The 26,660-nt window shown below is 67.7% G+C and carries 23 protein-coding genes; 18 read left to right on the forward strand and 5 right to left on the reverse strand.

What is annotated here, in order from left to right; genetic code table 11:
• The 8 genes from P3W75_RS08080 to P3W75_RS08115 all read left to right on the forward strand — a co-directional run.
• On the forward strand, window positions 1-223 hold a 223-nt coding region (locus tag P3W75_RS08080; protein WP_276226847.1), incomplete at its 5' end, for a DUF4115 domain-containing protein.
• A 1-nt stretch (window position 224) separates the two neighbouring features.
• Window positions 225-1,337, forward strand: coding sequence for a flavodoxin-dependent (E)-4-hydroxy-3-methylbut-2-enyl-diphosphate synthase (gene ispG, locus P3W75_RS08085; RefSeq protein WP_276226848.1), 1,113 nt, complete (start codon window positions 225-227; stop codon window positions 1,335-1,337).
• An 18-nt stretch (window positions 1,338-1,355) separates the two neighbouring features.
• On the forward strand, window positions 1,356-2,645 hold the full coding sequence (gene hisS / locus P3W75_RS08090; RefSeq protein ID WP_276226849.1) for a histidine--tRNA ligase: 1,290 nt from the start codon (window positions 1,356-1,358) through the stop codon (window positions 2,643-2,645).
• A 31-nt stretch (window positions 2,646-2,676) separates the two neighbouring features.
• Window positions 2,677-3,321 carry a YfgM family protein gene (locus P3W75_RS08095; RefSeq protein WP_276226850.1) on the forward strand — a complete coding sequence of 215 codons (645 nt, stop codon included), beginning with the start codon at window positions 2,677-2,679 and terminating at the stop codon, window positions 3,319-3,321.
• 1 nt (window position 3,322) lies between these two features.
• The gene (bamB, locus tag P3W75_RS08100) at window positions 3,323-4,465 is read left to right on the forward strand and encodes an outer membrane protein assembly factor BamB (protein WP_276226851.1); all 1,143 of its coding nucleotides are present in this window, start codon (window positions 3,323-3,325) and stop codon (window positions 4,463-4,465) included.
• Between the two features lie 87 nt (window positions 4,466-4,552).
• Window positions 4,553-6,037 carry a ribosome biogenesis GTPase Der gene (gene der / locus P3W75_RS08105; protein ID WP_276226852.1) on the forward strand — a complete coding sequence of 495 codons (1,485 nt, stop codon included), beginning with the start codon at window positions 4,553-4,555 and terminating at the stop codon, window positions 6,035-6,037.
• A gap of 82 nt (window positions 6,038-6,119) precedes the next feature.
• Window positions 6,120-7,268 (forward strand): pyridoxal phosphate-dependent aminotransferase, encoded by a 1,149-nt coding sequence (locus P3W75_RS08110; protein ID WP_276226853.1) that lies wholly within the window; start codon window positions 6,120-6,122, stop codon window positions 7,266-7,268.
• Window positions 7,256-8,050, forward strand: coding sequence for an amidohydrolase (locus tag P3W75_RS08115; protein ID WP_276226854.1), 795 nt, complete (start codon window positions 7,256-7,258; stop codon window positions 8,048-8,050). The genes P3W75_RS08110 and P3W75_RS08115 overlap by 13 nt, the downstream gene beginning before the upstream one ends.
• Before the next feature lie 189 nt (window positions 8,051-8,239).
• Here P3W75_RS08115 and P3W75_RS08120 read toward each other — a convergent pair whose 3' ends face one another.
• Window positions 8,240-9,193, reverse strand: coding sequence for an aldo/keto reductase (locus P3W75_RS08120; protein ID WP_276226855.1), 954 nt, complete (start codon window positions 9,191-9,193; stop codon window positions 8,240-8,242).
• A gap of 370 nt (window positions 9,194-9,563) precedes the next feature.
• On the opposite strand from P3W75_RS08120, the gene dapA reads away from it, so the two are divergent.
• Both dapA and P3W75_RS08130 read left to right on the forward strand, forming a co-directional pair.
• A complete protein-coding gene (gene dapA / locus P3W75_RS08125; protein WP_276226856.1) occupies window positions 9,564-10,430 on the forward strand; it encodes a 4-hydroxy-tetrahydrodipicolinate synthase in 867 nt (288 codons plus the stop codon).
• Window positions 10,431-10,494: 64 nt separating this feature from the next.
• Window positions 10,495-10,830, forward strand: coding sequence for a DUF5629 family protein (locus P3W75_RS08130; RefSeq protein WP_276226857.1), 336 nt, complete (start codon window positions 10,495-10,497; stop codon window positions 10,828-10,830).
• Window positions 10,831-10,921: 91 nt separating this feature from the next.
• Here the strand turns inward: P3W75_RS08130 and leuA are convergent, their stop codons facing one another.
• Complete coding sequence (leuA, locus tag P3W75_RS08135) at window positions 10,922-12,592, reverse strand: 2-isopropylmalate synthase (RefSeq protein WP_276226858.1); 1,671 nt, start codon at window positions 12,590-12,592, stop codon at window positions 10,922-10,924.
• A 440-nt stretch (window positions 12,593-13,032) separates the two neighbouring features.
• Here leuA and P3W75_RS08140 point away from each other — a divergent pair, with 440 nt between their 5' ends.
• The 5 genes from P3W75_RS08140 to P3W75_RS08160 all read left to right on the forward strand — a co-directional run bounded on the left by P3W75_RS08140 (window position 13,033) and on the right by P3W75_RS08160 (window position 18,201).
• Window positions 13,033-13,416 carry a DUF2946 domain-containing protein gene (locus tag P3W75_RS08140; RefSeq protein WP_276226859.1) on the forward strand — a complete coding sequence of 128 codons (384 nt, stop codon included), beginning with the start codon at window positions 13,033-13,035 and terminating at the stop codon, window positions 13,414-13,416.
• A gap of 106 nt (window positions 13,417-13,522) precedes the next feature.
• The gene (locus P3W75_RS08145; protein ID WP_276226860.1) at window positions 13,523-15,631 is read left to right on the forward strand and encodes a TonB-dependent copper receptor; all 2,109 of its coding nucleotides are present in this window, start codon (window positions 13,523-13,525) and stop codon (window positions 15,629-15,631) included.
• Between the two features lie 51 nt (window positions 15,632-15,682).
• Window positions 15,683-17,050, forward strand: a complete 1,368-nt coding sequence (locus P3W75_RS08150) for a PepSY-associated TM helix domain-containing protein (RefSeq protein WP_276226861.1) — start codon at window positions 15,683-15,685, stop codon at window positions 17,048-17,050.
• A gap of 126 nt (window positions 17,051-17,176) precedes the next feature.
• On the forward strand, window positions 17,177-17,689 hold the full coding sequence (locus P3W75_RS08155) for a copper chaperone PCu(A)C (RefSeq protein ID WP_276226862.1): 513 nt from the start codon (window positions 17,177-17,179) through the stop codon (window positions 17,687-17,689).
• 104 nt (window positions 17,690-17,793) lie between these two features.
• Window positions 17,794-18,201 carry a DUF6491 family protein gene (locus P3W75_RS08160; protein WP_276226863.1) on the forward strand — a complete coding sequence of 136 codons (408 nt, stop codon included), beginning with the start codon at window positions 17,794-17,796 and terminating at the stop codon, window positions 18,199-18,201.
• A 63-nt stretch (window positions 18,202-18,264) separates the two neighbouring features.
• Here the strand turns inward: P3W75_RS08160 and P3W75_RS08165 are convergent, their stop codons facing one another.
• The 3 genes from P3W75_RS08165 to xseA form a co-directional block, all read right to left on the reverse strand.
• Window positions 18,265-19,101 (reverse strand): M23 family metallopeptidase, encoded by an 837-nt coding sequence (locus P3W75_RS08165; protein WP_276226864.1) that lies wholly within the window; start codon window positions 19,099-19,101, stop codon window positions 18,265-18,267.
• 237 nt (window positions 19,102-19,338) lie between these two features.
• Window positions 19,339-20,094, reverse strand: coding sequence for a M15 family metallopeptidase (locus P3W75_RS08170; protein ID WP_276226865.1), 756 nt, complete (start codon window positions 20,092-20,094; stop codon window positions 19,339-19,341).
• A 4-nt stretch (window positions 20,095-20,098) separates the two neighbouring features.
• Window positions 20,099-21,478 carry an exodeoxyribonuclease VII large subunit gene (xseA, locus tag P3W75_RS08175; RefSeq protein ID WP_276226866.1) on the reverse strand — a complete coding sequence of 460 codons (1,380 nt, stop codon included), beginning with the start codon at window positions 21,476-21,478 and terminating at the stop codon, window positions 20,099-20,101.
• A 136-nt stretch (window positions 21,479-21,614) separates the two neighbouring features.
• Here xseA and guaB point away from each other — a divergent pair, with 136 nt between their 5' ends.
• The 3 genes from guaB to P3W75_RS08190 all read left to right on the forward strand — a co-directional run bounded on the left by guaB (window position 21,615) and on the right by P3W75_RS08190 (window position 26,635).
• Window positions 21,615-23,084, forward strand: a complete 1,470-nt coding sequence (guaB, locus tag P3W75_RS08180) for an IMP dehydrogenase (RefSeq protein WP_276226867.1) — start codon at window positions 21,615-21,617, stop codon at window positions 23,082-23,084.
• A gap of 82 nt (window positions 23,085-23,166) precedes the next feature.
• Window positions 23,167-24,744 carry a glutamine-hydrolyzing GMP synthase gene (gene guaA / locus P3W75_RS08185; protein ID WP_276226868.1) on the forward strand — a complete coding sequence of 526 codons (1,578 nt, stop codon included), beginning with the start codon at window positions 23,167-23,169 and terminating at the stop codon, window positions 24,742-24,744.
• A gap of 580 nt (window positions 24,745-25,324) precedes the next feature.
• Window positions 25,325-26,635, forward strand: coding sequence for a nucleotide sugar dehydrogenase (locus P3W75_RS08190; RefSeq protein ID WP_276226869.1), 1,311 nt, complete (start codon window positions 25,325-25,327; stop codon window positions 26,633-26,635).
• The last annotated feature ends 25 nt before the right edge of the window (window positions 26,636-26,660 follow it).

Genomic DNA, 26,660 nt, shown 5'->3' on the forward strand with positions numbered 1-26,660 from the left:
CCAGTTCAGCGAAGACTGCTGGACCCAGGTCACCGACGCCGACGGCAAGGTCCTGTTCGGCGCGCTCAAACGCAAGGGCGACAGCCTGGAGCTGGCCGCCAAGGCACCGATTCAGCTGCGCCTGGGCTTCGCCCGTGGCGCCCAGGTCAGCTACAACGGCCAGCCGGTCGAAGTGACCCCGGCGCGCGGCGGCACTGCGCGCGTAACCTTGGGTGGGCAGTAAGATGCATTGCGAGTCTCCGATCAAACGTCGCCCGTCCCGCAAGATCTGGGTGGGTAACGTGCCGGTGGGTGGGGACGCCCCCATCGCCGTGCAGAGCATGACCAACACCGACACCCTGGACGTCGCCGCCACCGTCGCGCAGATCCGCCGCCTGGAAGAAGCCGGCGCGGACATCGTGCGCGTCTCGGTGCCGGACATGGACGCGGCCGAGGCTTTCGGCAAGATCAAGCGGCAGGTCAACGTGCCGCTGGTCGCCGACATCCACTTCGACTACAAGATCGCCCTGCGCGTGGCCGAGCTTGGCGTCGACTGCCTGCGCATCAACCCGGGCAACATCGGCCGCGAGGACCGCGTCCGGGCCGTGGTCGACGCGGCCCGCGACAAGAACATCCCGATCCGTATCGGCGTCAACGCCGGTTCCCTGGAAAAGGACCTGCAGAAGAAGTACGGCGAACCGACCCCCGAAGCCCTGCTGGAATCGGCCATGCGCCATGTCGACCACCTCGACAAGCTGGACTTCCAGAACTTCAAGGTCAGCGTGAAGGCCTCCGACGTGTTCATGGCCGTGGCGGCCTACCGCCTGCTGGCCAAGCAGATCGAGCAGCCGCTGCACCTGGGCATCACCGAGGCCGGCGGCCTGCGCTCGGGCACCGTGAAGTCCGCGGTGGGCCTGGGCATGCTGCTGGCCGAAGGCATCGGCGACACCATCCGCATCTCCCTGGCCGCCGATCCGGTGGAGGAGATCAAGGTCGGTTTCGACATCCTCAAGTCGCTGCGCCTGCGCTCGCGCGGCATCAACTTCATCGCCTGCCCGAGCTGCTCGCGCCAGAACTTCGACGTGGTCAAGACCATGAACGAGCTCGAAGGCCGCCTCGAGGACCTGCTGGTGCCGCTGGACGTCGCGGTGATCGGCTGCGTGGTCAACGGCCCCGGCGAAGCCAAGGAGGCCCACGTCGGCCTCACCGGCGGCACGCCGAACAACCTCGTCTACATCGACGGCAAGCCGGCGCAGAAGCTGCAGAACGAAAACCTGGTGGATGAGCTGGAACGGCTGATCCGCGAAAAAGCGGCCGAGAAGGCCGAGGCCGACGCCGCACTGATCGTGCGCGGCTGACCGCAACAAGGACATCACGTGAGCAAGTCCCTGCAAGCCATTCGTGGCATGAACGACATCCTGCCGGACCAGACCCCGGCCTGGCGCTACCTGGAACGCAGCTTCGCCGAACTGCTCGAAGGCTACGGCTACAGCGAAATCCGCATGCCGATCCTGGAGTTCACCGAACTCTTCGCCCGCGGCATCGGCGAAGGCACCGACGTGGTCGACAAGGAGATGTACACCTTCCTCGACCGTAACGGCGAATCCCTGACCATGCGCCCCGAAGGCACCGCCGGTTGCGTCCGCGCCGTGCTCGAGCACGGCCTGACCGGGGGCGGCCAGGTGCAGAAGCTCTGGTACACCGGGCCGATGTTCCGCTACGAGAAACCGCAGAAGGGCCGCTACCGCCAGTTCCACCAGATCGGCGTGGAAGTCTTCAACCTGCCCGGCCCGGATATCGACGCCGAGCTGATCATCCTCACCTGGCGCCTGTGGAAGAAGCTCGGCATGGCCGACGCGGTCACCCTGCAGCTCAACACCCTGGGTTCCAGCGAGGCCCGCGCGCGCTACCGCGACGCCCTGGTGGCCTACCTGCAGGTGCGCTTCGACCAGCTCGACGAAGACAGCCAGCGACGCATGACCACCAACCCGCTGCGCATCCTCGACAGCAAGGTGGAAAGCACCCAGGCCCTGCTGGTCGGCGCGCCGACCCTGCACGACTACCTGGACGAAGAGTCGATCGCCCACTTCGAGGGCCTGAAGGCCCGCCTGGATGCGGTCGGCCTGCAATACGAGATCAACCAGAAGCTGGTGCGCGGCCTCGACTACTACAGCCGCACCGCCTTCGAGTGGGTCACCAGCAAGCTCGGCTCCCAGGGCACCGTCTGCGGCGGTGGCCGCTACGACGGCCTGGTCGCCCAGTTCGGCGGCAAGCAGACCGCGGGCGTGGGCTTCGCCATGGGCGTGGAACGCCTGGTGCTGCTGCTCGAGACCCTGGGCGTGGTGCCCGCCGAGCTCAATCGCCCGGCCGACGTCTTCCTCTGCGCCTTCGGTGAAGCCGCCGAACTCGCCGGCCTGGCCCTGGCCGAGCGCCTGCGCGACGCCGTTCCCGGCCTGCGCCTGCTGGTCAACTCCGGCGCCGGCAGCTTCAAGAGCCAGTTCAAGAAAGCCGACAAGAGCGGCGCGCAGTTCGCGATGATCCTGGGGGACGACGAACTGGCGGGCCGCGTGGTAGGTTTCAAACCCCTGCGTGGCGAGGGTGAGCAACAGAACATCGGCTGGGACGCTCTGCCCGAGCACCTGGCCGCCTGCATCCAGCGGGTTTGAGATAAGACCGAATACGTATAGGAGTATTGGGGTGACCACGCGTACCGAAGAAGAACAACTGGCCGACATCAAGGACTGGTGGCAGCGCAATGGCATGCCCCTGCTCACCGGTGCCGCGCTGGCCCTGGTGGTGGTGTTCGGCTGGCAGGCCTGGAAGAAGTACCAGAACAACCAGGCGCAGAACGCATCCATCCTCTACCAGCAGCTGGTGGAATCTTCGCTGACCCCCTCCGGGCAGCCGGATACCGCGCGGGTCGCCGAGCTGGCCAACAAGCTCACCAGCGAGTACGGCGGCACTCATTACGCCCAGTACGGCCGCCTGTTCGTGGCCAAGGTCGCGGTGGACGCCGGCAAGCTGGATGACGCCGCCGCCGAACTCAAGGCCGTGCTGGACAAGCCGGTCGACGCCACCCTTGGCGAGCTGGCCCGTCAGCGCCTGGCGCGCGTCCTGGCCGCCCAGGGCAAGGCCGAGGACGGCCTGAAGCTGCTCGAAGGCGACGCCGACAAGGCCTACCAGTCCAGCCGCGAAGAACTCAAGGGCGACCTGCTGGTGCAGCTCAAGCGCACCGACGACGCCCGCAGCGCATACGAAAAGGCCAAGGCCTCCCTGCCGGAGGACGCCGCGGCCGGCGCCCTGCAGGTCAAACTCGACGATCTGGCCAAGGGAGGCGCCTGAGATGCTGCGCTGGAAACATGCGGCGCTGTTGGCGCTGACCCTGCTCGCTGTCGGTTGCAGCAGCAACAGCAAGAAGGAATTGCCGCCGGCGGAGCTCACCGACTTCAAGGAAGAGGTGCGCCTGGACAAGCAGTGGAGTCGTTCGGTCGGTGACGGCCAGGGCGACCTGTACGAACTCCTGCAGCCCGCCGTGGATGGCTCGACCATCTACGCCGCGTCCGCCGAAGGCCGGGTCATGGCCATGCAGCGCGAGAGCGGCGACGTGCTCTGGAAACAGGACATCGACCTGCCGATCTCCGGCGGCGTCGGCGTCGGTGGCGGGCTGGTCCTGGTCGGCACCATGAAGGGCGACGTTATCGCCCTGAACGCCGCCAACGGCGAGCAGAAGTGGCGCACCAAGGTGCCCAGCGAAGTGCTCTCCGCACCGGTCACCGACGGTGACGTGGTGGTGCTGCAGACCCAGGACGACAAGCTGATCGCCCTCGACGCCAGCACCGGCAACCAGCGCTGGGCCTACGAGAACAGCGTGCCCGTGCTGACCCTGCGTGGCACCGGCTCGCCGCTGATCGCCGGTCGCCTGGCCATCGCCGGCCTGGCCAGTGGCAAGGTGGTGGCGGTCGACCTGCAGCGTGGTCTGCCGGCGTGGGAAACCCGCGTGGCGGTGCCCCAGGGCCGTTCCGAACTGGACCGCGTGGTCGACATCGACGGCGGCCTGACCCTGGTCGACAACGTGATCTACGTGGCCAGCTACCAGGGCCGCGCCGCCGCCCTCGACCCGGCCAGCGGCCGCGTGCTGTGGCAGCGCGAGGCGTCCAGCTACGCCGGCGTCGCCGAAGGCTTCGGCAACGTCTACGTCAGCGACGCCAGCGGCACCGTGGAAGCCCTCGACGGCCGCAGCTCGTCCTCGCTGTGGAGCAACGAAGCCCTGGCGCGCCGTCAGCTGTCGGCCCCGGCGGTGTTCTCCAGCAACGTGGTGGTCGGCGACCTGGAAGGCTACATTCATCTGCTGAGCCAGGTGGACGGCCGCTTCGTCGGCCGCGAGAAGGTCGACGGTGACGGCGTGCGCGTGCGCCCGCTGGTGGTCGACCGCTGGATGTACGTGTTCGGCAACAGCGGCAAGCTCGTCGCCTACACCATTCGCTAAGCTGTTGTGTTACCTGCCGGCCGCTGTTGGATGACGACAGCGGCCGGCGTGTTTTTTACGAATTCCTGAAATTTCCTGGAGAGCCGCATGGTTCCCGTAATCGCCCTGGTGGGCCGCCCGAACGTCGGCAAGTCCACCCTGTTCAACCGCCTGACCAAGACTCGCGACGCCATCGTCGCCGAGTACGCCGGCCTGACCCGTGATCGCCAGTACGGGGAAGCCAAGTGGCAAGGCAAGAAATTCATCGTCATCGACACCGGCGGTATCACCGGTGATGAGGAAGGCATCGATGCGAAGATGGCTGAGCAGTCGTTGCAGGCGATCGAGGAAGCCGATGCCGTGCTCTTCATGGTTGACTCGCGCGCCGGGATGACCGCCGCCGACGAGCTGATCGCCGAGCACCTGCGCAAGCGCAACAAGCGCAGCTACCTGGTGGCGAACAAGGTCGACACCGTCGACCCGGACATCGCCCGCGCCGAATTCAGCCCGCTGGGCATGGGCGACGCCCTGCCGGTCGCCGCCGCCCATGGCCGCGGCATCACCCAGATGCTCCAGGAAGCCCTGGGCGAGCTGTTCCAGCCCGAACCCGACGCGCCGGAAGACAACGACCTGCCGGACGAGCTCGAAGAGGTCGCCGAAGGCCAGGAAGCCAAGCGCATCCCCGGCCCGAGCGAGAAGGATGGCATCAAGATCGCCATCATCGGCCGTCCCAACGTCGGCAAGTCGACCCTGGTCAACCGCATGCTCGGCGAAGAGCGGGTGATCGTCTATGACCAGGCCGGCACCACCCGCGACAGCATCTACATCCCCTTCGAGCGCAACGAAGAGAAGTACACCCTGATCGACACCGCCGGCGTGCGCCGCCGCGGCAAGATCTTCGAGGCGGTGGAAAAGTTCTCGGTGGTCAAGACCCTGCAGGCCATCCAGGACGCCAACGTGGTGATCTTCGTGATGGACGCCCGCGAGGGCGTGGTCGAGCATGACCTCAACCTGCTCGGCTTCGTGCTGGAGACCGGCCGCGCGCTGGTCATCGCCCTGAACAAGTGGGACGGCATGGACGCGGGCGAACGCGAGTACGTGAAGACCGAGCTGGAGCGCCGCCTGCTGTTCGTCGACTTCGCCGACATCCACTTCATCTCGGCGCTGCACGGCACCGGCGTGGGCCACCTGTACAAGTCGGTGCAGGAATCCTTCCGCTCCGCCGTGACCCGCTGGCCGACCAGCCGCCTGACGCAGATCCTCGAAGACGCGGTGCAGACCCACCAGCCGCCGATGGTCAACGGTCGCCGCATCAAGCTGCGCTACGCCCACCTGGGCGGTGCCAACCCGCCGCTGATCGTGGTCCACGGCAACCAGACCGACGCGGTGCCCAAGGCCTACACCCGCTACCTGGAGAAGACCTACCGGCGCGTGCTGAAGCTGGTCGGTACGCCGATCCGCATCGAGTACAAGGGCGGCGACAACCCCTTCGAGGGCAAGAAGACCCAGCTTACCGATCGCCAGGTCAACAAGAAGCGCCGCCTGATGTCGCACCACAAGAAGGCCGAGAAGAAGAAGAAGGACAAGCGCTAATAACGCTCGCCGCTCTTCAGGCCGCCGGCCACAGGCGATAGAGTAGGGCCCTTCCTACTCATCGCCTGCGACCCGTAGCCCCATGTTGACCAGCAAACTGCCCAACGTCGGCACCACCATCTTCACCCGCATGTCGCAGCTCGCCGCCGAGTGCGGTGCGCTCAACCTGTCCCAGGGTTTCCCCGACTTCGACGGCCCCGCCGCGTTGCGCGAAGCGGTGGCCCGCCACGTCATGGCCGGGCACAACCAGTACTGCCCGATGACCGGCCTGCCGGCGCTGCGCGAGCAGGTGGCGGCCAAGGTCGCCGCCTTCTACGGGCGCACCGTCAGCGCCGATGCCGAAGTGACCATCACCCCCGGCGCCACCGAGGCGATCTTCTGCGCCGTGCAGGCGCTGATCCGCCCGGGCGACGAGGCCATCGTCCTCGACCCCTGCTACGACAGCTACGAACCCTCGGTGGAACTGGCCGGCGGCCGCTGCGTGCACGTGCCGCTGAGCCTGCCGGAATTCCGCATCGACTGGCAGCGCCTGGCCGACGCCATCACCCCGCGCACCCGCCTGATCTTCCTCAACAGCCCGCACAACCCCAGCGGCGCGCTGATCGACCGCGCCGACCTGGATCGCCTGGCCGCGCTGATCCGCGAGCGGGAGATCTACGTCATCAGCGACGAGGTCTACGAACACCTGATCTACGACGGCGTGCAGCACGCCAGCGTGCTGGCCCACGACGAGCTCTACGCCCGCGCCTTCGTGGTCAGCTCCTTCGGCAAGACCTACCACGTCACCGGCTGGAAGACCGGCTACGTGGTGGCGCCGCAGACTCTCTCGGCGGAGCTGCGCAAGATCCACCAGTACGTGAACTTCTGCGGTGTCACCCCGTTGCAGTGGGCGCTGGCCGACTTCATGGCCGCGCACCCCGAGCACCTGCGCGAGCTGCCGGGCTTCTACCAGGCCAAGCGCGACCTATTCTGCGACCTGCTGGCGCGCTCGCGCTTCAGCTTCCGCCGCGCCGCCGGCACCTACTTCCAGGTGGTCGACTACTCGGCGATCCGCCCGGACCTGGACGATGTCGCCATGGCCGAATGGCTGACCCGCGAGCACGGCGTGGCGGCCATTCCGGTATCGGTGTTCTACCAGCAGGCCCCGGCGGACATGCGCCTGGTGCGCTTCTGCTTCGCCAAGAAAGAGGAGACGCTGCGCCAGGCGGCGGAGAAGCTATGCGCGATCTGAGCCAACTGCCCGACCTGAACCTGGCGCTGCTGCAGACCACCCTGGCCTGGCACGACGCGCCGGCCAACCGCGCGCACTTCGACGCGCTGCTGGAACAGGCGCGCGGCGCCGACATCGTGATCCTGCCGGAAATGTTCACCACCGGCTTCTCCATGGATTCGGCGGCCCTGGCCGAGGCGGAGGAGGGCGAGACCTACTCCTGGCTGCGCGGCCAGGCCGCGCGCCTGGACGCGGTGGTGACCGGCAGCGTGATCGTCCGCGCCGCCGATGGCAGCCATCGCAACCGCCTGCTCTGGGCGCGCCCGGACGGCGAAATCCTCCACTACGACAAGCGCCACCTGTTCCGCATGGCCGGCGAGCACAAGCACTACACCGCGGGCGACGCCCAGGTGCTGCTGGAGTGGAAGGGGTGGCGGGTGCGCCCGCTGGTCTGCTACGACCTGCGCTTCCCGGCCTGGAGCCGCGACGCCCAGGACACCGACCTGCTGCTCTACACCGCCAACTGGCCGGCCGCGCGGCGCCTGCACTGGAACCGCCTGCTGCCGGCGCGGGCCATCGAGAACCTGTGCTACGTGGCGGCGGTGAACCGCGTCGGCGAGGACGGCAAGGGCCACGCCTACTCCGGCGACAGCCAGGTGCTGGACTTCCAGGGCGAACCGCTGCTCGAAGCCGGCAACGGCGACGGCGTGTTCCACGCGACCCTCTCGGCCCAGGCCCTGGCGGCCTACCGCGAACGCTTCCCGGCCTACCTCGACGCCGACAGCTTCGTCATCGAGCCCTGACGCGGTGTCGGGGCAACCGGTAGGGCGAATAACCGTTCGCGGTTATCCGCCGTCGGTCGAAACACCGATGCCTGTCGAAAATGGCGGATAACGCCGTAGGCGTTATGCGCCCTACGGGATGCGATGGCGCCGAGGCGCTTTTCGTAGGATGGGTATCGCTTCGCTCAACGCCATCCTACGTTGTGCGGCTCAGTACGCGCTCGCCGCATCCAGCCTGTGGATATCCTCGTCGCTCAGTTGCAGGCGGGTCGCCGCGACCAGGTCGGGCAACTGCTCCAGGTGCGACGCGCTGGCGATCGGCGCGGTGATGCTCGGCCGGGCGATCAGCCAGGCCAGGGCCACCTGCGCCGGCGTGGCGTCGTGTTCCTCGGCCACCTCGTCCAGCGCCACCAGGATGGTCACGCCGCGTTCGTTGAGGTAGCCCTTGACCTTGTCCGCGCGCGCCGCGCTCTTGCCCAGGTCCGCTTCGCTGCGGTACTTGCCGCTGAGGAAGCCGCCGGCCAGGCCGTAGTAGGGGATCACGCCGATCCCCAGCTCGCGCACCGTCGGCTCCAGGCGCGTCTCGTAGTCGGCGCGGTCGTACAGGTTGTAGTTCGGCTGCAGGCTCTGGTAACTCGGCAGGCGCAGGCGTTCGGCCACCTCCTTCGCTTCGCGCAGGCGCCGGGCGTCGTAGTTGGACGCCCCGATGACCCGTACCTTGCCCTTCTCGACCAGCCTGGCGTAGGCGCCGAGGGTTTCCTCCAGCGAGGTGTGGGTATCGTCGCAGTGCGACTGGTAGAGGTCGATGTAGTCGGTCTGCAGGCGTTTCAGCGAGCGCTCCACGGCCTGCTCGATGTAGGCGGCGGAGAGGCCCTTGTGGCCATTGCCCATGTCCATGCCGACCTTGGTGGCGATGATCGCCCGGTCGCGGTTGCCGCGCAGCTTCAGCCACTTGCCGAGCAGCGCCTCGGATTCGCCGCCCGTGTGTCCCGGTACCCAGCGCGAGTACACGTCGGCGGTGTCGATGCAGTTCAGCCCGGCGTCCAGCAGGCTGTCGAGCAGGCGGAAGGAAGTGGCTTCATCGGCGCTCCAGCCGAAGACGTTGCCACCGAATACCAGTGGCGGGATGGCCAGCCCGGAGCGGCCCAGTTCGCGAGAGTTCACCTGTCACTTCTCCATACTGCGGTGTGGTTGAACCAGCATAGACCCTTGGCGTTTCCTGATAGCTGCTTCTTGATAGCCGCTTCTTGACAGCCGCTTCCTACGTTGCGCATATTCGCAGCCTGATTCGCGCAACGGACTACCCATGTCTCCGAACCTCGACCACTCGCTGCCGCTTCCGGGCTCTTTCGCCCCGGCCTGCGCGTGCGTCGCCGTTGCCAAGAAATCGAAGAAACAGTCGCTCATTTGACCGGGGCGTGCTGTCCCGTCAGATGGGCTGACAGGACACAAGGCGCCAGGTTGAACTTCCCCCCGCTTGCTTCCCTCACCCTCCCTGACGGCGACCAGACGGTCAGCCACTAGGAGTTTTCGCATGTCCGCTTTTCGAGGAATCTGGGTCGCCCTGGCCACGCCGTTCCGTAACGCCGAGGTCGATTTCGCCGCATTGCGCGGCCTGGTCGGCAAGCTGCTGGAGGATGGCGTCGCCGGCTTCGTGGTCTGCGGCACCACCGGCGAGGCCGCCGCGCTCAGCCACGACGAGCAACTCGCCGTGCTCGACGCGGTATTGCAATGGGTGCCGCCGCAGCAAGTGATCATGGGCCTGGCCGGCAACAACCTGCGCGAGCTGCTGGCCTTCCAGCAGCAAATCCAGCGCCGCCCGCTGGCCGGCCTGCTGGTGCCGGCGCCGTACTACATCCGCCCGTCGCAGCAGGGCCTGGAGGCGTTCTTCCAGACCGTGGCCGACGCCGCCAGCGTGCCCGTGGTGCTTTACGACATTCCCTACCGCACGGGCGTGCGCATCGAGCGCGAGACCCTGCGGCGCATCGTTCGCCACCCGCGTATCGCGGCGATCAAGGATTGCGGCGGCGACGCGGAGACCACGATGGCGCTGATCGCCGACGGCAACGTCGCGGTGCTGGCCGGCGAGGACACGCAGATTTTCACCAGCCTGTGCCTGGGCGGCGCCGGGGCGATCTCCGCTTCCGCCCACGTCCGCGCCGACCTTTACGTGCTGCTGCAGCGCCAGGTGGAGGAGGGCGACCTGGCCAGCGCCCGGCGTACCTTCTACCGCCTGCTGCCGTGGATGCAGGCGGCCTTCGCCGAGCCCAACCCGGCGGCGGTGAAGGCGGCGCTGGCGCTGCAGGGGCTGATCGGCGACGAACTGCGCGAGCCCATGCAGCGCTGCGCGCCGGTGACCATCGAGCGCCTGCGCGGGGTGCTGGCGGCATTGGCCGACTAGGCGGGGAGGGCCGCCGCCGGGGCTTTGCTCTATCATGGCGGCCTGTCTTACCGGGAACACGAAAATGTCCGAAGAAACCCTTTACCTGCTGGACCAGCTCGAACTGACCGACATGCTCGAACTGGACGGCCTGCACGCCTGGGAATTCAGCCTCGACGAGGACCTGCTGGACCGCTCCGAGATCGCCGCCGAAGCCGGCCAGGCCTTCTCCAGCGACGAAGTGGTGCTGAGCGTGGAGGCGCTGGACGGCCGCGACAAGCGCCGCTGGCAGTTCACCTACAACCAGGTGATGGAAGCGCAATACCAGGCCGCCGACGACAGCTGGACGCTGCAGGCCGAAGGCGTCGAGCACCGCCTGCGCTGCCTGGGCGCGGTCAGCGCCAGCGGCGACGACGAGTAACAGGCTCCTACGCTGGCCATCGGAGTGTTCGACGCGGTGGCATGGACGAAAAAAGGGGCCCGAAGGCCCCTTTTTCACATCACCGGCGGACTCAGGCGGCTTGCGCCTGGCCCAGGGTCACGGCGCGGTTCAGCGCGCTGAACAGGGCGCGGAAGCTGGCGGTGGTGATGTTCTCGTCGATGCCGATGCCGTGCAGCGAGCGGCCGCCTTCGACGCGCAGCTCGATGTAGGCCGCCGCGCGGGCCGTGGTGCCGGCGCCGATGGCGTGCTCGTTGTAGTCCATGATCTCGACCTGTACCGGCAGCGCGGCGACCAGGGCTTCCAGGGTGCCCTTGCCCTTGCCGTGCCAGCGGTGCTGCTCGCCCTTGTGGGTCACGTCGATGTCGATGGCGCAGATGCCGTTCTCTTCCTGCAGGCGGTAGTTCTTCAGACCGAACGGCGAGACGGCTTGCAGGTACTCGCTCTGCAGCAGGCCGTAGATCTGCTCGGCGGTCATTTCCAGGCCGAGACGGTCGGTCTCGTTCTGTACCACCTGGCTGAACTCGATCTGCATGCGGCGCGGCAGGCTGATGCCGTATTCCTGTTCGAGCAGGAAGGTGATGCCGCCCTTGCCCGACTGGCTGTTGACGCGGATGACCGCCTCGTAGCTGCGGCCGATGTCGGCCGGGTCGATCGGCAGGTAGGGCACTTCCCACACGGCGTCGTCCTTCTGCTGGGCGAAGCCCTTGCGGATGGCGTCCTGGTGGGAGCCGGAGAAGGCGGTGTGGACCAGGTCGCCGACATACGGGTGACGCGGGTGCACCGGGATCTGGTTGCACTCCTCGACCACCTTGCGCACGGCGTCGATGTCGGAGAAGTCCAGTTCCGGGTCCACGCCCTGGGTGTACATGTTCAGCGCCATGGTCACCAGGCACAGGTTGCCGGTGCGCTCGCCGTTGCCGAACAGGCAGCCTTCCACGCGGTCGGCGCCGGCCATCAGCGCCAGTTCCGAGGCGGCCACGCCGGTGCCGCGGTCGTTGTGGGTGTGCAGGCTGATGATCACGCTGTCGCGCTTGTCGATGTGGCGGCCGAACCACTCGATCTGGTCGGCGTAGTTGTTCGGCGTGGCGCACTCGATGGTGGCGGGCAGGTTGAGGATCAGGCGGTTGGCCGGGGTCGGCTGGAACACGTCGATCACCGCGTTGCACACCTCGACAGCGAAATCGGTCTCGGTGGAGCTGAACACCTCGGGGGAGTACTCGAAGCCCCACTGGGTTTCCGGTGCGGCGGCGGCCAGGCGCTTGATGGTCTTGCCGGCGGCGATGGCGATCTGCTTGACGCCTTCCTTGTCCTGGTTGAAGACGATCTTGCGGAAGCTCGGCGCGCAGGCGTTGTAGTAGTGCACGATGGCGCGCTTGGCGCCCTTGAGCGATTCGAAGGTGCGCTCGATGAGGTCGTCGCGGGCCTGGGTCAGCACCTGGATGGTGACGTCATCGGGAATGTGGTTGCCGTCGATCAGCTCGCGGACGAAGTCGAAGTCGGTCTGCGAGGCGGACGGGAAGCCCACTTCGATTTCCTTCAGGCCCACCTGCACCAGGCACTTGAAGAAGCGCATCTTCTTCTCGGCGTCCATCGGCTCGATCAGCGACTGGTTGCCGTCGCGCAGGTCGGTGCTCAGCCAGATCGGCGCCTTGTCGATGATCTTGTCCGGCCAGGTGCGGTCCGGCAGGGTGATCTGGGTGAAGGGACGGTATTTCTTCGACGGGTCTTTGAGCATGCTCATGGGCGGAATCCTTGTTCTTCCGGGCCAACGACGGCCCTGCGCGGTAAAAAGATGAAGTGGCGAAGCCGGGGAAAGGGATCAGCTACGCAGTCGCGGGCTGACCAGGCGCAGGCAGGCGTGTTGGCGAAGCAGGATGAGGGTGTGTGCGGTTTTCATAGCGACCACCCTAGTGCTCTCGGGGTTTCATGGCAAGCATTGTGGAAAATTTGGTAGAAATCGTCTTCGGATGACTTAAAGCAAGATTTTATGCTTGTCTGTGGCGGTTTCTGCGCAATGAATTGCGATGGCATTTTTCTGCTTAACTGACTGATGCGTCCCCATGCCGCACGGGCATTTGGCCATCGACGAATTGCGTCCGCCGGCCTGGCAGGGTAAAACGCCGCCACTTATTCCGGGGACTCCCAGTGACAGGTCGCAGACGACAAGGCACAGGACAAGGCATGGCCATCTGGCTGGCGCTCTTCGCCATGCTGATGATCCACCTCGGCCCGCTGTTGTCGCAGTCCATGCCCATGGACCACGCCATGCCGGCGATGGCCGACATGGCGGGCATGGACGCCATGGCCTGTTCCGAGCACGCGCGCAGCGGCCATCACGACGCCGGTGCCGCGCAGAAGGGCTTCGCCGCCGACCATTTCATGGAGAAGTGCGGCTACTGCGGCCTGCTGCTCCACAGCCCGGCGCTGCAAACCCCGCGCCTGGCACTCTCCGCCGACCTGCCCGGCGCCGCGCCGGCGCCCCAGGTCGTCATCGAACACCCCATCCCGCCGTCGCCGGTGTTCCCCGGCGCCCGTTCGCGCGCGCCACCGTCCCTGATCGCCTGACCGCTACGCCATAGCCAGCGCTACGCGCCGCCGCGCCGGGATTGCTCCCTGCGCGCGCTCGCCGTGCCTGGCCTGAAGCACATCGTCATCGATCATGGAATCTCGCATGTCCAGAACCTTCCCGCGCGGGCCTGTTCGCTCGCCGCGCCTGCGCACCCTGTGCGCCCTCACCGCCCTGGGCGGCATCGTCGGCCTGGCGCACGCCGACGACCTCGACAACAACGACCCGCATGCCGCGCACAAGGTCGCCGAACTGCAACCCAGCGTGATCACCGCCGTGGCGCAAAGCTCGCCGCTGACCGTGGTCACCGACCCGAAGCAGGCGCGCCAGCCGATCCCGGCCAGCGACGGCGCCGACTACCTGAAGACCATCCCCGGCTTCTCGGCCATCCGCAACGGCGGCACCAACGGCGACCCGGTGCTGCGCGGCATGTTCGGCTCGCGGCTGAACATCCTCGCCAACGGTGGCGTGATGCTCGGCGCCTGCCCGGCGCGGATGGACGCGCCGACCTCCTACATCTCGCCGGAAACCTACGACCGCCTGACCGTGGTCAAGGGCCCCGAAACCGTGATCTGGGGCCCGGGCGCCTCGGCCGGGACGATCCGCTTCGACCGCGAGCCGGAGCGCTTCGGCGAACTGGGCACGCGGATCAACGGCAGCCTGGTGGCCGGCTCCAACGGCCGCTTCGACCGCGTACTCGACGCCGCCGCCGGCGGCCCCGAAGGCTACCTGCGCTTCACCGGCAACCGCTCGCAGTCCGACGACTACCAGGATGGCGGCGGCCACACCGTGCCGTCGCGCTGGAACAAGTGGAACGGCGACGTTGCCGTGGGCTGGACCCCGGATGCCGACACCCTGGTCGAGCTGACCGCCGGCAAGGGCGACGGCGAGGCGCGCTACGCCGGGCGCGGCATGGACGGCGCGCAGTTCAAGCGCGAGAGCCTGGGCCTGCGCTTCGAGAAGTCCAACCTGGGCGGCGTGCTCGACAAGCTGGAGGCGCAGGTCTACTACAACTACGCCGACCACGTGATGGACAACTACAGCCTGCGCACGCCCTCGGGCGCCGGCATGATGGCCGGCCCGATGGCCGCCAACGTCGACCGCCGCACCCTCGGCGGGCGCCTGGCGGCGACCTGGCGCTGGGACGACTTCAAGCTGGTCTCCGGGGTCGACGCACAGGCCAACGAGCACCGCCAGCGCAGCGCCTCGGGCATCGGCACCTACGACGACATTCCCTGGGACAAGGACGCCGCCTTCCACAACTACGGCGCCTTCGGCGAGCTGACCTGGTACGCCGCCGAGCGCGACCGGGTGATCGGTGGCGCGCGCCTGGACCGCGCCTCGGCGAAGGATTACCGGCAGACCCTGGGCTCGGGGATGATGAGCACGCCCAATCCGACCGCCGACGACACCCGCGCCGACACCCTGCCCAGCGGCTTCGTGCGCTACGAGCACGACCTGGCCGACTCGCCCACCACCCTCTATGCCGGCCTCGGCCACGTGCAGCGCTTCCCCGACTATTGGGAGCTGTTTTCCCCGGATTCGGGGCCTGCCGGCTCGGCGAACGCCTTCGACAGCATCAAGCCGGAGAAGACCACCCAGCTCGATTTCGGCGCCCAGTACGAGGGCGAGAAGCTCAAGGCCTGGGCTTCGGGCTATGTCGGCGAGATCCGCGACTACATCCTGTTCAGCTACACCAGCGGCGGCATGATGGGTGCAACGTCCCAGGCGAGCAACGTGGACGCACGCATCATGGGCGGTGAACTGGGCGCGGCCTACCAGCTGGCGCCGAACTGGAAGACCGACGCGACCCTGGCCTACGCCTGGGGCAAGAACACCACGGACGACCGCGCGCTGCCGCAGATGCCGCCGCTGGAAAGCCGCCTGGGGCTGACCTACGAGCGCGGCGACTGGAGCGCCGGCGCGCTCTGGCGCCTGGTGGCCAAGCAGGGCCGGGTGGCCGAGGGGCAGGGCAACGTGGTCGGCCAGGACTTCGACGAGACCGCCGGCTTCGGCGTGTTCTCGCTCAACGCCGCGTACCGCGTGAACCAGCACTTCAAGGTCAGCACCGGCGTCGACAACCTGTTCGACAAGGACTACGCCGAGCACCTCAACCTCGCCGGCAACGCCGGCTTCGGCTACCCGGCGAACGACCCGCAGGCGATCCGCGAGCCGGGCCGCACGCTCTGGACCAAGGTGGACTTCAGCTTCTGAGCCCCGCCGCCCCCGCCAAGGCGGGGGCGGCCTTGCGTGGAGAGAACAACGATGAAGAAATCCGTGGACTTCTACAGCCTGGCCTGGCGCTGGCATTTCTACGCCGGCCTGTTCGTGGCGCCGTTCATGATCCTGCTGTCGCTCACCGGGATCATCTACCTGTTCAAGCCGCAGCTGGACCCGCTGATGTACCGCGACCTGCTGCAGGTACAGCCGGCCGCCCAGGTGCTGGACGCCGACCGGCAGCTGGCGCGGCTGCGGCAGGTGCTGCCGCAGGCGAGCGTCAGCCAGTACCTGCCGCCGGCGGGCGAGGGGCGCAGCGCGCAGTTCGTCGCCAGCCTCGACGGCCGCGAGACCAACCTGTTCCTCGACCCCTACAGCGGTGAACTGCTCGGTCGCCAGGACGCCAAGGACAACCTGCAGGCCATCGCCCGCGCGCTGCACGGCGAGCTGCTGCTCGGCACCGTCGGCGATCGCCTGGTGGAACTGGCGGCGGGCTGGGGCATCGTCCTGGTGGTGTCCGGCGTCTACCTCTGGTGGCCGCGCGGGCGCGCCAAGCGCGGCGTGCTGCTGCCCAACCGCGAGCAGCGCGGGCGCGGCTGGTGGCGCGAGCTGCACGCGGTGGTCGGCTTCTGGGGCGCGCTGGCGCTGCTGTTCATGCTGCTCACCGGCATGACCTGGACCGGCTACTGGGGGCAGAGCTTCGCCGACGTCTGGAACCGCTTCCCGGCGGCCATGTGGAACGAGGTGCCGAAGTCCGACGTGCAGGCCCGCGAGCTCAACCAGGCGCATCGCCAGACCGTGCCCTGGGCGGTGGAGAACACCCCCATGCCGATTTCCGGCGCGCATGCCGGGCACGCTGGGCACGCGGCCGATGGCGCCGCTGCGGCGCCGCAGGTGAGCCTGCAGCGGGTGCTCGACATCGCTCGCGAGCGCGGCGTGGCGCCGGGCTACAGCGTGACCTTGCCGACCACCGCCGAAGGCGTGTTCACCGTCGCGGTGTTCGCCGACGACCCGCGCCGGGACGCCACCCTGCACATCGACCAGTACAGCGGCCGGGTGCTCGCCGATATCGGCTGGAAGGACTACGGCCTGGTGGCGCGCAGCGTCGAGACCGGGGTGATGCTGCACGAGGGCAAGATGTTCGGCCTGGCCAACCAGCTGCTGATGCTGGCGGTCTGCCTGATGATCCTCTTCAGCGCCGCCAGCGGCCTGTGGCTGTGGTGGCTGCGCAAGCCGGCCGGGCGCCTGGGCGCGCCGCCGCTGCCGCACGCGCTGCCGGTGTGGAAGGTCGGCCTGGGCATAGTGCTGGCGCTGGGCGTGGCCTTCCCGCTGGTGGGGTTGTCGCTGCTGCTGGTGTGGGGGCTCGACTGGCTGGTGCTGTCGCGCCTGGGCGAGCGCCGCGCGGCGCTGTCCTGAGTTTCGTTTGACCCGGCGGCAGCGATCGCCGGCTTGAGTGGGGGCGCGGAATGGCTATGCTGGCCGTGCCCCTCGACGCAGCCGCCCGCACGCCGGGCGGCCCATGAGATCGTTAGGAGTTTCACCATGCGCAAGACCCTCCTGGCCCTGGCGGCCATGCTGTCGTTCTCCACCCCGCTGCTGGCCCACGAATACAAGGCCGGCGACCTCGACGTCGAGCACCCCTGGTCGCTGCTGCTGCCGGCCAACTCGGCGAACGGCGCGGCCTACTTCGTCGTGCACAACCACGGCAAGGCGGCTGACCGCCTGCTGGGCGCCGACACCGAGCGCGCGGCCAGCGCCGAGGTCCACGAGCACCTGATGAAGGACGGCATGATGAAGATGCAGAAGGTCGACGGCGTGGACATCCCCGCCGGCGGCACGCTCACCTTCGCCCCCGGCCACTACCACCTGATGCTGTTCGGCCTGAAGAAACCGCTGGCCGACGGCGAGCGCTTCCCGCTGACCCTGCACTTCCAGAAGGCCGGCGACCTCAAGGTCGAGGTGCTGGTGCAGAAGCAGGCGCCGGAAAGCGGCGAGCACGGCATGCCCGAGCACGACATGTCCGGCCATGACATGCCCGACATGAAGATGAACTGATCCACGTGGCGCCGCCGCCGGCCCGGTGGGACAATGGCCAGCGGGGCGCCGCCAGCCTGGGCGCCGCCCCGCGTGCGGCCGCCAGGGCGGCCAGGAGGTGCGGCATGCTCAGGCTCCCTCTGCTTCCGCTGCTGGCGGCGCTCGCGCTGCTCGCCGGTTGCGCCCACAGCTCGCTCCACGACGACGAACTGCCGCTGGAGGCGCACCTGGCCAAGCTTGGCCTGCGCCAGGGCGAGGCGGTGAAGTCGATCCCGGTGTGGGATACCCAGGGCTGGGAATACCTCGACAAGGGCCACATCGTCCTCGGCCAGGCGCCGGGGCGGCGCTACCTGGTGGCCTTCTCCTCGCCGTGCAACAACCTGTCGTTCAGCAACCGCCTGAACATCAGCAACACGGTGGGCGCGGTGACCCCGCTCGACCGCATCGTCTCGGTGGATTCGGCGGGCATCCCCGAGCCCTGCCTGATCGGCCAGCTGTACCGCCTGGAACGAATGCCCAGCCGCGCCGACTGAGCCACCTACGATCTGCTGCGCGTCGGCATGACTGCGTTAGCTCGCGAGATCGTAAAGAGGCTCTCAGGGCTTGAAGGCGCCGATGAATATCGCCGGGTCGACGCGGGCATCGTTGAGGCTGACGTTCCAGTGCATGTGCGGCCCGGTGGCCCGGCCGGTGGCGCCGACGCGGCCGACCACGCCGCCGCGCGGCACCGGGTCGCCGACCTTCACGTCGATCTTCGACATGTGGCAGAACATGCTGATGAAGCCCTGGCCGTGGTCGACGAACACGGTATTGCCGTTGAAGAAGTAGTTGCCGATCAGGATCACCCTGCCGGCCGCCGGAGCCTTGATCGGGGTGCCGGCGGGCACGGCGAAGTCCAGGCCGGAGTGCGGGTTGCGTTCCTCGCCATTGAAGAAGCGGCGCAGGCCGAAGGGGCTGGAGAGCGGGCCGTCGACCGGTTTGTCGAGCACCAGGTTGCTCGGCGTGCCGGGGCTGAAGCTGCGGTAGGCGGCGGTCTGCTCGGCCAGTTCGCGGTTGATGCGCTTGAGGTCTTCCGGCAGCGGGTTCACCTGGCGGGTGTTCTTCAGGGTGATGCGCTGCTCTCTATAGTGCTTGCTGCCCACGGTGAAGCCGAGGTTGCGGCTGGCGCCGCCCTGTTTCACCACGATCTGCTGGGCGCCGGCTTTGATGGTCAGCGGGATGCCGACGATGGCGATCCAGTCGCGACCCTCTTCGCGCACCACCAGCACCGGCTTGCCCTGGTAGGTGGCGGTGGGCGCGGCGGCGTCCTGGCCCAGCTGCACCACGGCGACCCCGCCGGGCACCGGCTTGTTCAGCGTGCGGCTGATGAAACCCTCGGCGTGGGCGGGCAGGGCGAGGAAGGTGGCGAACAGCAGGCAGAAGGCTCGAAGCATGGGGCGTTCCGGGGTGGCGCTGGGGATGAGTCGAGCAGTCTACATCCCGGGAAAGGCCGGTGCGCCCTGAATTGGCCAGCCCCTGTAGGAGCGAGCTTGCTCGCGAACCGCCCCTACTCCAGGCCATCCTCCTCGGTGCGGGGAGCCAGAGCTTTCATGTACCACCGCACGGTCCTCGCGGATCTTGCGCCATTGCCGAGGGTTCGCTGCCTAGGCCTTTCGCGAGCAAGCTCGCTCCTACGAAGAGCCTGGGAGGCTCTGCAGTTGCTGGCGCCACAGCGCTTCCAGCGGCGGCACCTGCGCCGGGCCGTAGATCGCCGCCGGCTTGCCCAGGTGCCAGGCCCACAGCTGGTCACCGTAGTCGTAGTGCCACCACTCGCTGGAGAGGTTGCTGAAGCCGGCTTCGCGCATCACGTTGAACAGCAGCCGGCGGCGGTCGCGGATGGCGCGGCCGTGATCGTCGGTGGCGTTCTCGTAGTGGCGGGTGTAGGAGCGCGGGGTGGCCTCGTCGAACAGGCTGCCCATGTCCAGCCAGCGGCCGTCGCGGTCGCACAGGCTGAGGTCGATGGCGCCGCCGGTCAGGTGCGGGCTCGGCGCCTCGGCGCGGGTGCTCGGCGGGGCGACGAATTCGCGGGTGCGGCGGGTCAGCTCGGCCGGGGCGGCGTTGGGCTCGTGCTGGCGGAGGATGTCGTAGAGGGTGTCGTACAGGTGCTGCTGCACGGCGAATGGCCGCCAGGCATCCAGCACCACCAGGCGCAGGCCGTCGGGCAGCAGGCGCGCCGCATGCAGCAGGCGCTCGAAGACACCGGCGCGGGCGTGGCATTCGGGCAGGGCGTTGGGAATGCCCAGGCGCTGGTAGGCCGGCCAGACCAGGAAGCCCTGGCTGGTGCCGAGGGCTTCCAGCGGCTCGCCGCATTCGACGATGGGCATGCGGAACGCCGCCGCCCAGTCGGGCTCCGGCGCTTCGGGGATGGCGGCGAGCAGGTCGGTCACTGTGTCAGTCCAGCAGGGAAAGGGTTACCGGCGCCTGGTGGTTGTCCTCGACGCGCACTTCCAGCTGGCCTTCGCCGAGCTTCGCGGTCAGGCGCTGGCCCGGCTGCGCCTGGTCGGCGCGGCGCACGGCCTGGCCGCGTTCGTCGAGGAGGATGCTGTAGCCGCGCCCGAGGGTCGCCAGCGGGCTGACGATGTGCAGGTTCTGCGCCAGGCCGTCGAGGCGCTGGCGGCGTTCGCGGAGGATCGCCTGGGTGGCGCGCGGCAGGCGTTCGGCCAGGCTGTCGAGTTTCTGCCGCAGCAGCGCCAGGGCGCGGCCGGGGTGCTGCGCCTGCAGGCGCGTCTGCAGGCGGCCGATGCGCTCGTTGCGCACCTGCAGCTGGCGCTCGAAGGCGCGGCGCAGGCGCATGTCCAGGTCGTCCAGGCGCTGGGCCTGCTGGCGCAGGCGCTCGCCGGGGTGGCGCAGGCGCCGGGCGGTGCCTTCCAGGCGCAGGCGTTCGCGGGTCAGGCGATCCTGGATGCGCAGGATCAGCCGCCGGCGCAGGCCGTCCAGGCGCTGCTGCAGGTCGCCGCTGTGCGGCGCCAGCAGCTCGGCGGCGGCCGAGGGCGTGGGCGCGCGGACGTCGGCGACGAAGTCGCTGATGGACACGTCGGTCTCATGCCCGACGGCACTCACCACCGGCGTGGCGCAGGCGGCCACGGCGCGGGCCACGGCTTCCTCGTTGAAGCACCAGAGGTCTTCCAGCGAGCCGCCGCCACGGGCCAGGATGATGGCGTCGAAGCCCCGTTCGTCGGCCAGGCGCAGGGCGCGGACGATCTGCGCGGTGGCTTCGCGGCCCTGCACGGCGGTGGGCACCAGGGTCAGCTCGACCTGCGGCGCGCGGCGGCGGAACACGCTGATGATGTCGCGGATCACCGCGCCGGTGGGCGAGCTGACGATGCCGATGCGTTGCGGGTGGGCCGGCAGCGGGCGCTTGCGCTCGCTGGCGAACAGGCCCTCGGCGGCGAGCTTTTCCTTCAGCGCCTCGAAGGCCAGGCGCAGGGCGCCGTCGCCGGCCGGCTCGACCGCGTCGGCGATCAGCTGGTAGTCGCCGCGGCCCTCGAACAGCGACACCTTGCCGCGCACCTTGACCGCCAGGCCGTCGCGCAGCGCCTGGCGCACGCGCAGGGCGTTCTGCCGGAACAGCGCGCAGCGCACCTGGGCGTTGCCGTCCTTGAGGGTGAAATAGAGGTGGCCGGAGGCGGGGCGGGCGAGGTTGGAAATCTCGCCTTCCACCCACACCTGCGGGAACACGTCCTCCAGGAGCTGGCGGGCGCGCTGGTTGAGCTGGCTGACGGTCAGCACCTCGCGGTCGAGGCCGAGCCGTTGGAAAGGGTCCTTGAACATGGCGCAGGATGATAAGCCCGGCCTTCGCCGAGGGCCAGTGCGAAAGCCGCGATTCCAGCGGTCGGGCGCGTTGAGCCCGAGCCCCGAACTGGGATATAATGCCGCGCTTCCATTTTCCCGCGTGGGAGCCCCCGCCATGCTGCGCATCAGCCAAGAAGCCCTGACGTTCGACGACGTCCTCCTGATCCCCGGTTATTCCGAAGTCCTGCCCAAGGACGTGAGCCTGAAGACCCGCCTGACCCGGGGCATCGAACTGAACATTCCGCTGGTGTCCGCCGCCATGGATACCGTGACCGAATCCCGCCTGGCCATCGCCATGGCCCAGGAAGGCGGCATCGGCATCATCCACAAGAACATGAGCATCGAGCAGCAGGCCGCCGAGGTGCGCAAGGTCAAGAAACACGAGACCGCCATCGTCCGCGACCCGGTCACCGTGACCCCCTCGACCAAGATCATCGAGCTGCTGCAGATCGCCCGCGAATACGGCTTCTCCGGCTTCCCGGTGGTGGAAGAGGGCGAGCTGGTCGGCATCGTCACCGGCCGCGACCTGCGCGTGAAGCCGAACGTCGGCGACAGCGTCTCCGCGATCATGACCCCGAAGGAAAAGCTGGTCACCGCCCGCGAAGGCACCGCGCTGGAAGAGATCAAGGCCGCGCTCTACGAGAACCGCATCGAGAAGATGCTGGTGGTCGACGAGAAGTTCCGCCTCACCGGCCTGGTCACCTTCCGTGACATCGAGAAGGCCAAGACCTACCCGCTGGCGTCCAAGGATGACCTGGGCCGCCTGCGTGTCGGCGCCGCCGTCGGCACCGGCGCCGATACCGGCGAGCGCGTTGCCGCGCTGGTCGCCGCCGGCGTCGACGTGGTGGTGGTGGACACCGCCCACGGCCACTCCAAGGGCGTGATCGACCGCGTTCGCTGGGTCAAGGAAACCTTCCCGCAGGTCCAGGTGATCGGCGGCAACATCGCCACCGGCGAAGCCGCCAAGGCCCTGGCCGACGCCGGCGCCGACGCGGTCAAGGTCGGTATCGGCCCGGGCTCGATCTGCACCACCCGCATCGTCGCCGGTGTCGGCGTGCCGCAGATCTCCGCCATCGCCAACGTCGCCGCCGCCCTCGAAGGCACCGGCGTTCCGCTGATCGCCGACGGCGGCATCCGCTTCTCCGGCGACCTGGCCAAGGCCATGGTGGCTGGCGCCTACTGCGTGATGATGGGTTCGATGTTCGCCGGTACCGAAGAGGCGCCGGGCGAGATCGAGCTGTTCCAGGGCCGTTCCTACAAGTCCTACCGCGGCATGGGCTCCCTGGGCGCCATGGCCGGTTCCACCGGTTCCTCCGACCGCTACTTCCAGGACGCCTCCGCCGGCGCCGAGAAGCTGGTGCCCGAAGGCATCGAGGGCCGCGTCCCGTACAAGGGCCAACTGACCGCCATCGTCCACCAGCTGATGGGTGGCCTGCGCGCCGCCATGGGCTACACCGGCAGCGCCGATATCCAGGACATGCGCACCAAGCCGCAATTCGTGCGCATCACCGGCGCCGGCATGGCCGAGTCCCACGTGCACGACGTGCAGATCACCAAGGAAGCCCCGAACTACCGCGTAGGTTGAGGGGTTCCAGGTAAATGAGTCGGACACGGGGCTGGTTGATACAGCCCCGTGTCGTTTGAGAATTTCGCTACGAGAGATGGCCATGGCCCAAGACATTCACGCTCACCGGATCCTGATCCTCGACTTCGGCTCCCAGTACACCCAGCTGATCGCCCGCCGTGTGCGCGAGATCGGCGTGTACTGCGAGATCCATCCGTTCGACATGAGCGACGACGAAGTCCGTGCCTTCGCCCCGCGCGGCATCATCCTCGCCGGTGGCCCGGAGTCGGTCCACGAGGCGAACAGCCCGCGCGCGCCCAAGGCGGTGTTCGACCTGAACGTGCCGCTGTTCGGCATCTGCTACGGCATGCAGACCATGGCCGAGCAGATGGGCGGCAAGGTGCAGGGTTCGGACCTGCGCGAGTTCGGCTACGCCCGCGTCGACGTGGTCGGCAAGGCGCGCCTGCTCGACGGCATCGAAGACCACGTCGATGAAGACGGCGTGTTCGGCCTCGACGTGTGGATGAGCCACGGCGACAAGGTCACCGAGATCCCCGACGGCTTCCACGTGCTGGCCAGCACCCCGAGCTGCCCTATCGCCGCCATGGCCGACGACGCCCGCGGCTACTACGGCGTGCAGTTCCACCCGGAAGTGACCCACACCAAGCAGGGCGGCCGCATCCTCTCGCGCTTCGTGCTGGACATCTGCGGCTGCGAAGCCCTGTGGACCCCGTCGAACATCGTCAACGACGCCATCGCCACCGTGCGCGCCCAGGTCGGCTCCTCCAAGGTGCTGCTCGGCCTGTCCGGCGGCGTGGACTCCTCGGTGGTCGCGGCCCTGCTGCACAAGGCCATCGGCGACCAGCTGACCTGCGTGTTCGTCGACAACGGCCTGCTGCGCCTGCACGAAGGCGACCAGGTAATGGCCATGTTCGCCGAGAACATGGGTGTCAAGGTGATCCGCGCCAACGCCGAAGAGAAGTTCCTCGGCCGCCTGGCCGGCGAAGCCGACCCGGAGCAGAAGCGCAAGATCATCGGTCGCACCTTCATCGAAGTCTTCGACGAGGAAGCCACCAAGCTGCAGGACGTGAAGTTCCTGGCCCAGGGCACCATCTACCCGGACGTGATCGAGTCGGCCGGCGCCAAGACCGGCAAGGCCCACGTGATCAAGTCGCACCACAACGTCGGCGGCCTGCCGGAAGACATGCAGTTCCAGCTGGTCGAGCCGCTGCGCGAACTGTTCAAGGACGAAGTGCGCAAGATCGGCCTGGAACTGGGCCTGCCCTACGACATGGTCTACCGCCACCCGTTCCCGGGCCCGGGCCTGGGCGTGCGCATCCTCGGCGAAGTGAAGAAGGAATACGCCGACCTGCTGCGTCGCGCTGACCACATCTTCATCGAAGAGCTGCGCAACTTCGACTGGTACCACAAGACCAGCCAGGCCTTCGTGGTCTTCCAGCCGGTGAAATCGGTCGGCGTGGTCGGTGACGGCCGCCGCTACGCCTGGGTCGTCGCCCTGCGCGCGGTGGAGACCATCGACTTCATGACCGCCCGCTGGGCACACCTGCCCTACGAGCTGCTGGAGAAGGTCAGCAACCGTATCATCAACGAGATCGAAGGCATCTCCCGCGTCACCTACGACGTGTCGAGCAAGCCGCCGGCGACCATCGAGTGGGAGTGATGCTCCCGCCGGTCCCCCTCGCGCTTCTGGCGTGAGGGGGATCTCCCCCCCTCGCTTCCTTCCTGCGTTCCCCCCCGCTTTTCCTCTGCGCTCCAACCGCTCTGCCGCGCACTTTTCGGGTGCCCGCTCGGGTCTCTTTGCGCCTTTTTGACGCGCTCGTTCCGCCTTGCTTCGAACCGTTTTCCATACTTTGGTTGTCGGGCTTGTGGCGTTTTCGTCAATTGTTTGCTGCTAGTGACTGTTTGTTGACGTCCATTGAGGGGCGTTCAGTGGCTGGGCGGGCGAAAACGTCGCGCCCTCTGGCGCCTGCATTCTGGCGTTCTAGAGTGGTTTTTTGGCGTCAAAAGAAATATTAAGGCTTAACCCGTTGATTTATGCGTGTTTTATTTTTTACATCTATTTTTTGACGCATTGGCTATTGAACGCCAAAAAAATAACTCTTAGGATTTTTCCTACGCCCGGTCAGCGTGATCGGGTTCACACTTTCCCGGAGCCCTGCACAACAAGAACAAGACCGCATTAGACGGCCGCAAGGGGGAGTGTTCGTTTTGGACGACGAATACGGCGAGCAGAGGGATTTATGCGTATCAGCATTTTCGGTTTGGGCTATGTGGGGGCCGTTTGCGCGGGCTGTCTTTCCGCGAGGGGGCATGAGGTCATCGGGGTCGATGTCTCGCAGGGCAAGATCGACCTGATCAACCAGGGCAAATCGCCCATCGTCGAACCGGGCCTGGGCGAACTGCTCCTGGCCGGCGTCGAGAGTGGCCGGCTGCGCGGCACCACCGAGGTCCGCGAAGCGGTGCTCGGCAGCGAGATGTCGTTCATCTGCGTCGGCACGCCGAGCAAGCGCAACGGCGATCTCGACCTGGCCTACCTGGAAGTCGTCTGCCGGCAGATCGGCGAGGCGCTGCGCGACAAGGCCGAGCGTCACACCATCGTGGTCCGCAGCACCGTGCTGCCGGGCACCGTCAACAACGTGGTGATCCCGCTGGTCGAGGCTGCCTCCGGCAAGCGCGCCGGCGAGGACTTCGGCGTCGCCACCAACCCCGAGTTCCTTCGCGAAAGCACCGCGATCAAGGACTACGACTTCCCGGCGATGACCGTCATCGGCGAACTCGACAAGGCCTCCGGCGATCTGCTCGCCTCGCTCTACGAGGGCCTGGACGCACCGATCATCCGCAAGTCGGTCGAAGTCGCGGAGATGATCAAGTACACCTGCAACGTCTGGCACGCGGTCAAGGTCAGCTTCGCCAACGAGATCGGCAGCATCGCCAAGGCCTGCGGCGTCGATGGCCGCGAGGTGATGGACGTGGTCTGCCAGGACCGCAAGCTGAACCTGTCGCGTTACTACCTGCGCCCCGGTTTCGCCTTCGGCGGCTCCTGTCTGCCCAAGGACGTGCGCGCGCTGACCTATCGCGCCGGCCAGCTGGACGTCGAGCACCCGATGCTCAGTTCGGTGATGCGCAGCAACCAGGTCCAGGTGCAGCGCGCCATGGAGCTGATCAGTGGCTACGGCAAGCGCAAGGTCGGCCTGCTCGGCCTGGCCTTCAAGGCCGGCAGCGACGACCTGCGCGAGAGCCCGCTGGTGGAGCTGGCCGAGCAACTCATCGGCAAGGGCTACGAGCTGAAGATCTACGACCGCAACGTCGAGTACGCACGGGTCTTCGGCGCCAACAAGGACTACATCGAAGGCAAGATTCCCCACGTCTCCAGCCTGCTGCTCAGCGATCTCGACGCCGTCGTCGGCGACTCGGAAGTGATCGTCCTGGGCAACAACGACGCGCAGTTCGCCGAAGTGCTGCAGTCGGCGGGCGACGACAAGCAGATCCTCGACCTGGTCGGTTTCATGGAGCGAGCCTCGACCGAAAGCCGCGAAGGCATCTGCTGGTAGGGCGCCGGGGGCCTCGACGCCCCCG

This window comes from Pseudomonas citronellolis (assembly GCF_029335315.1).
GTDB classification, from domain to species: Bacteria; Pseudomonadota; Gammaproteobacteria; order Pseudomonadales; family Pseudomonadaceae; genus Pseudomonas; species Pseudomonas citronellolis_A.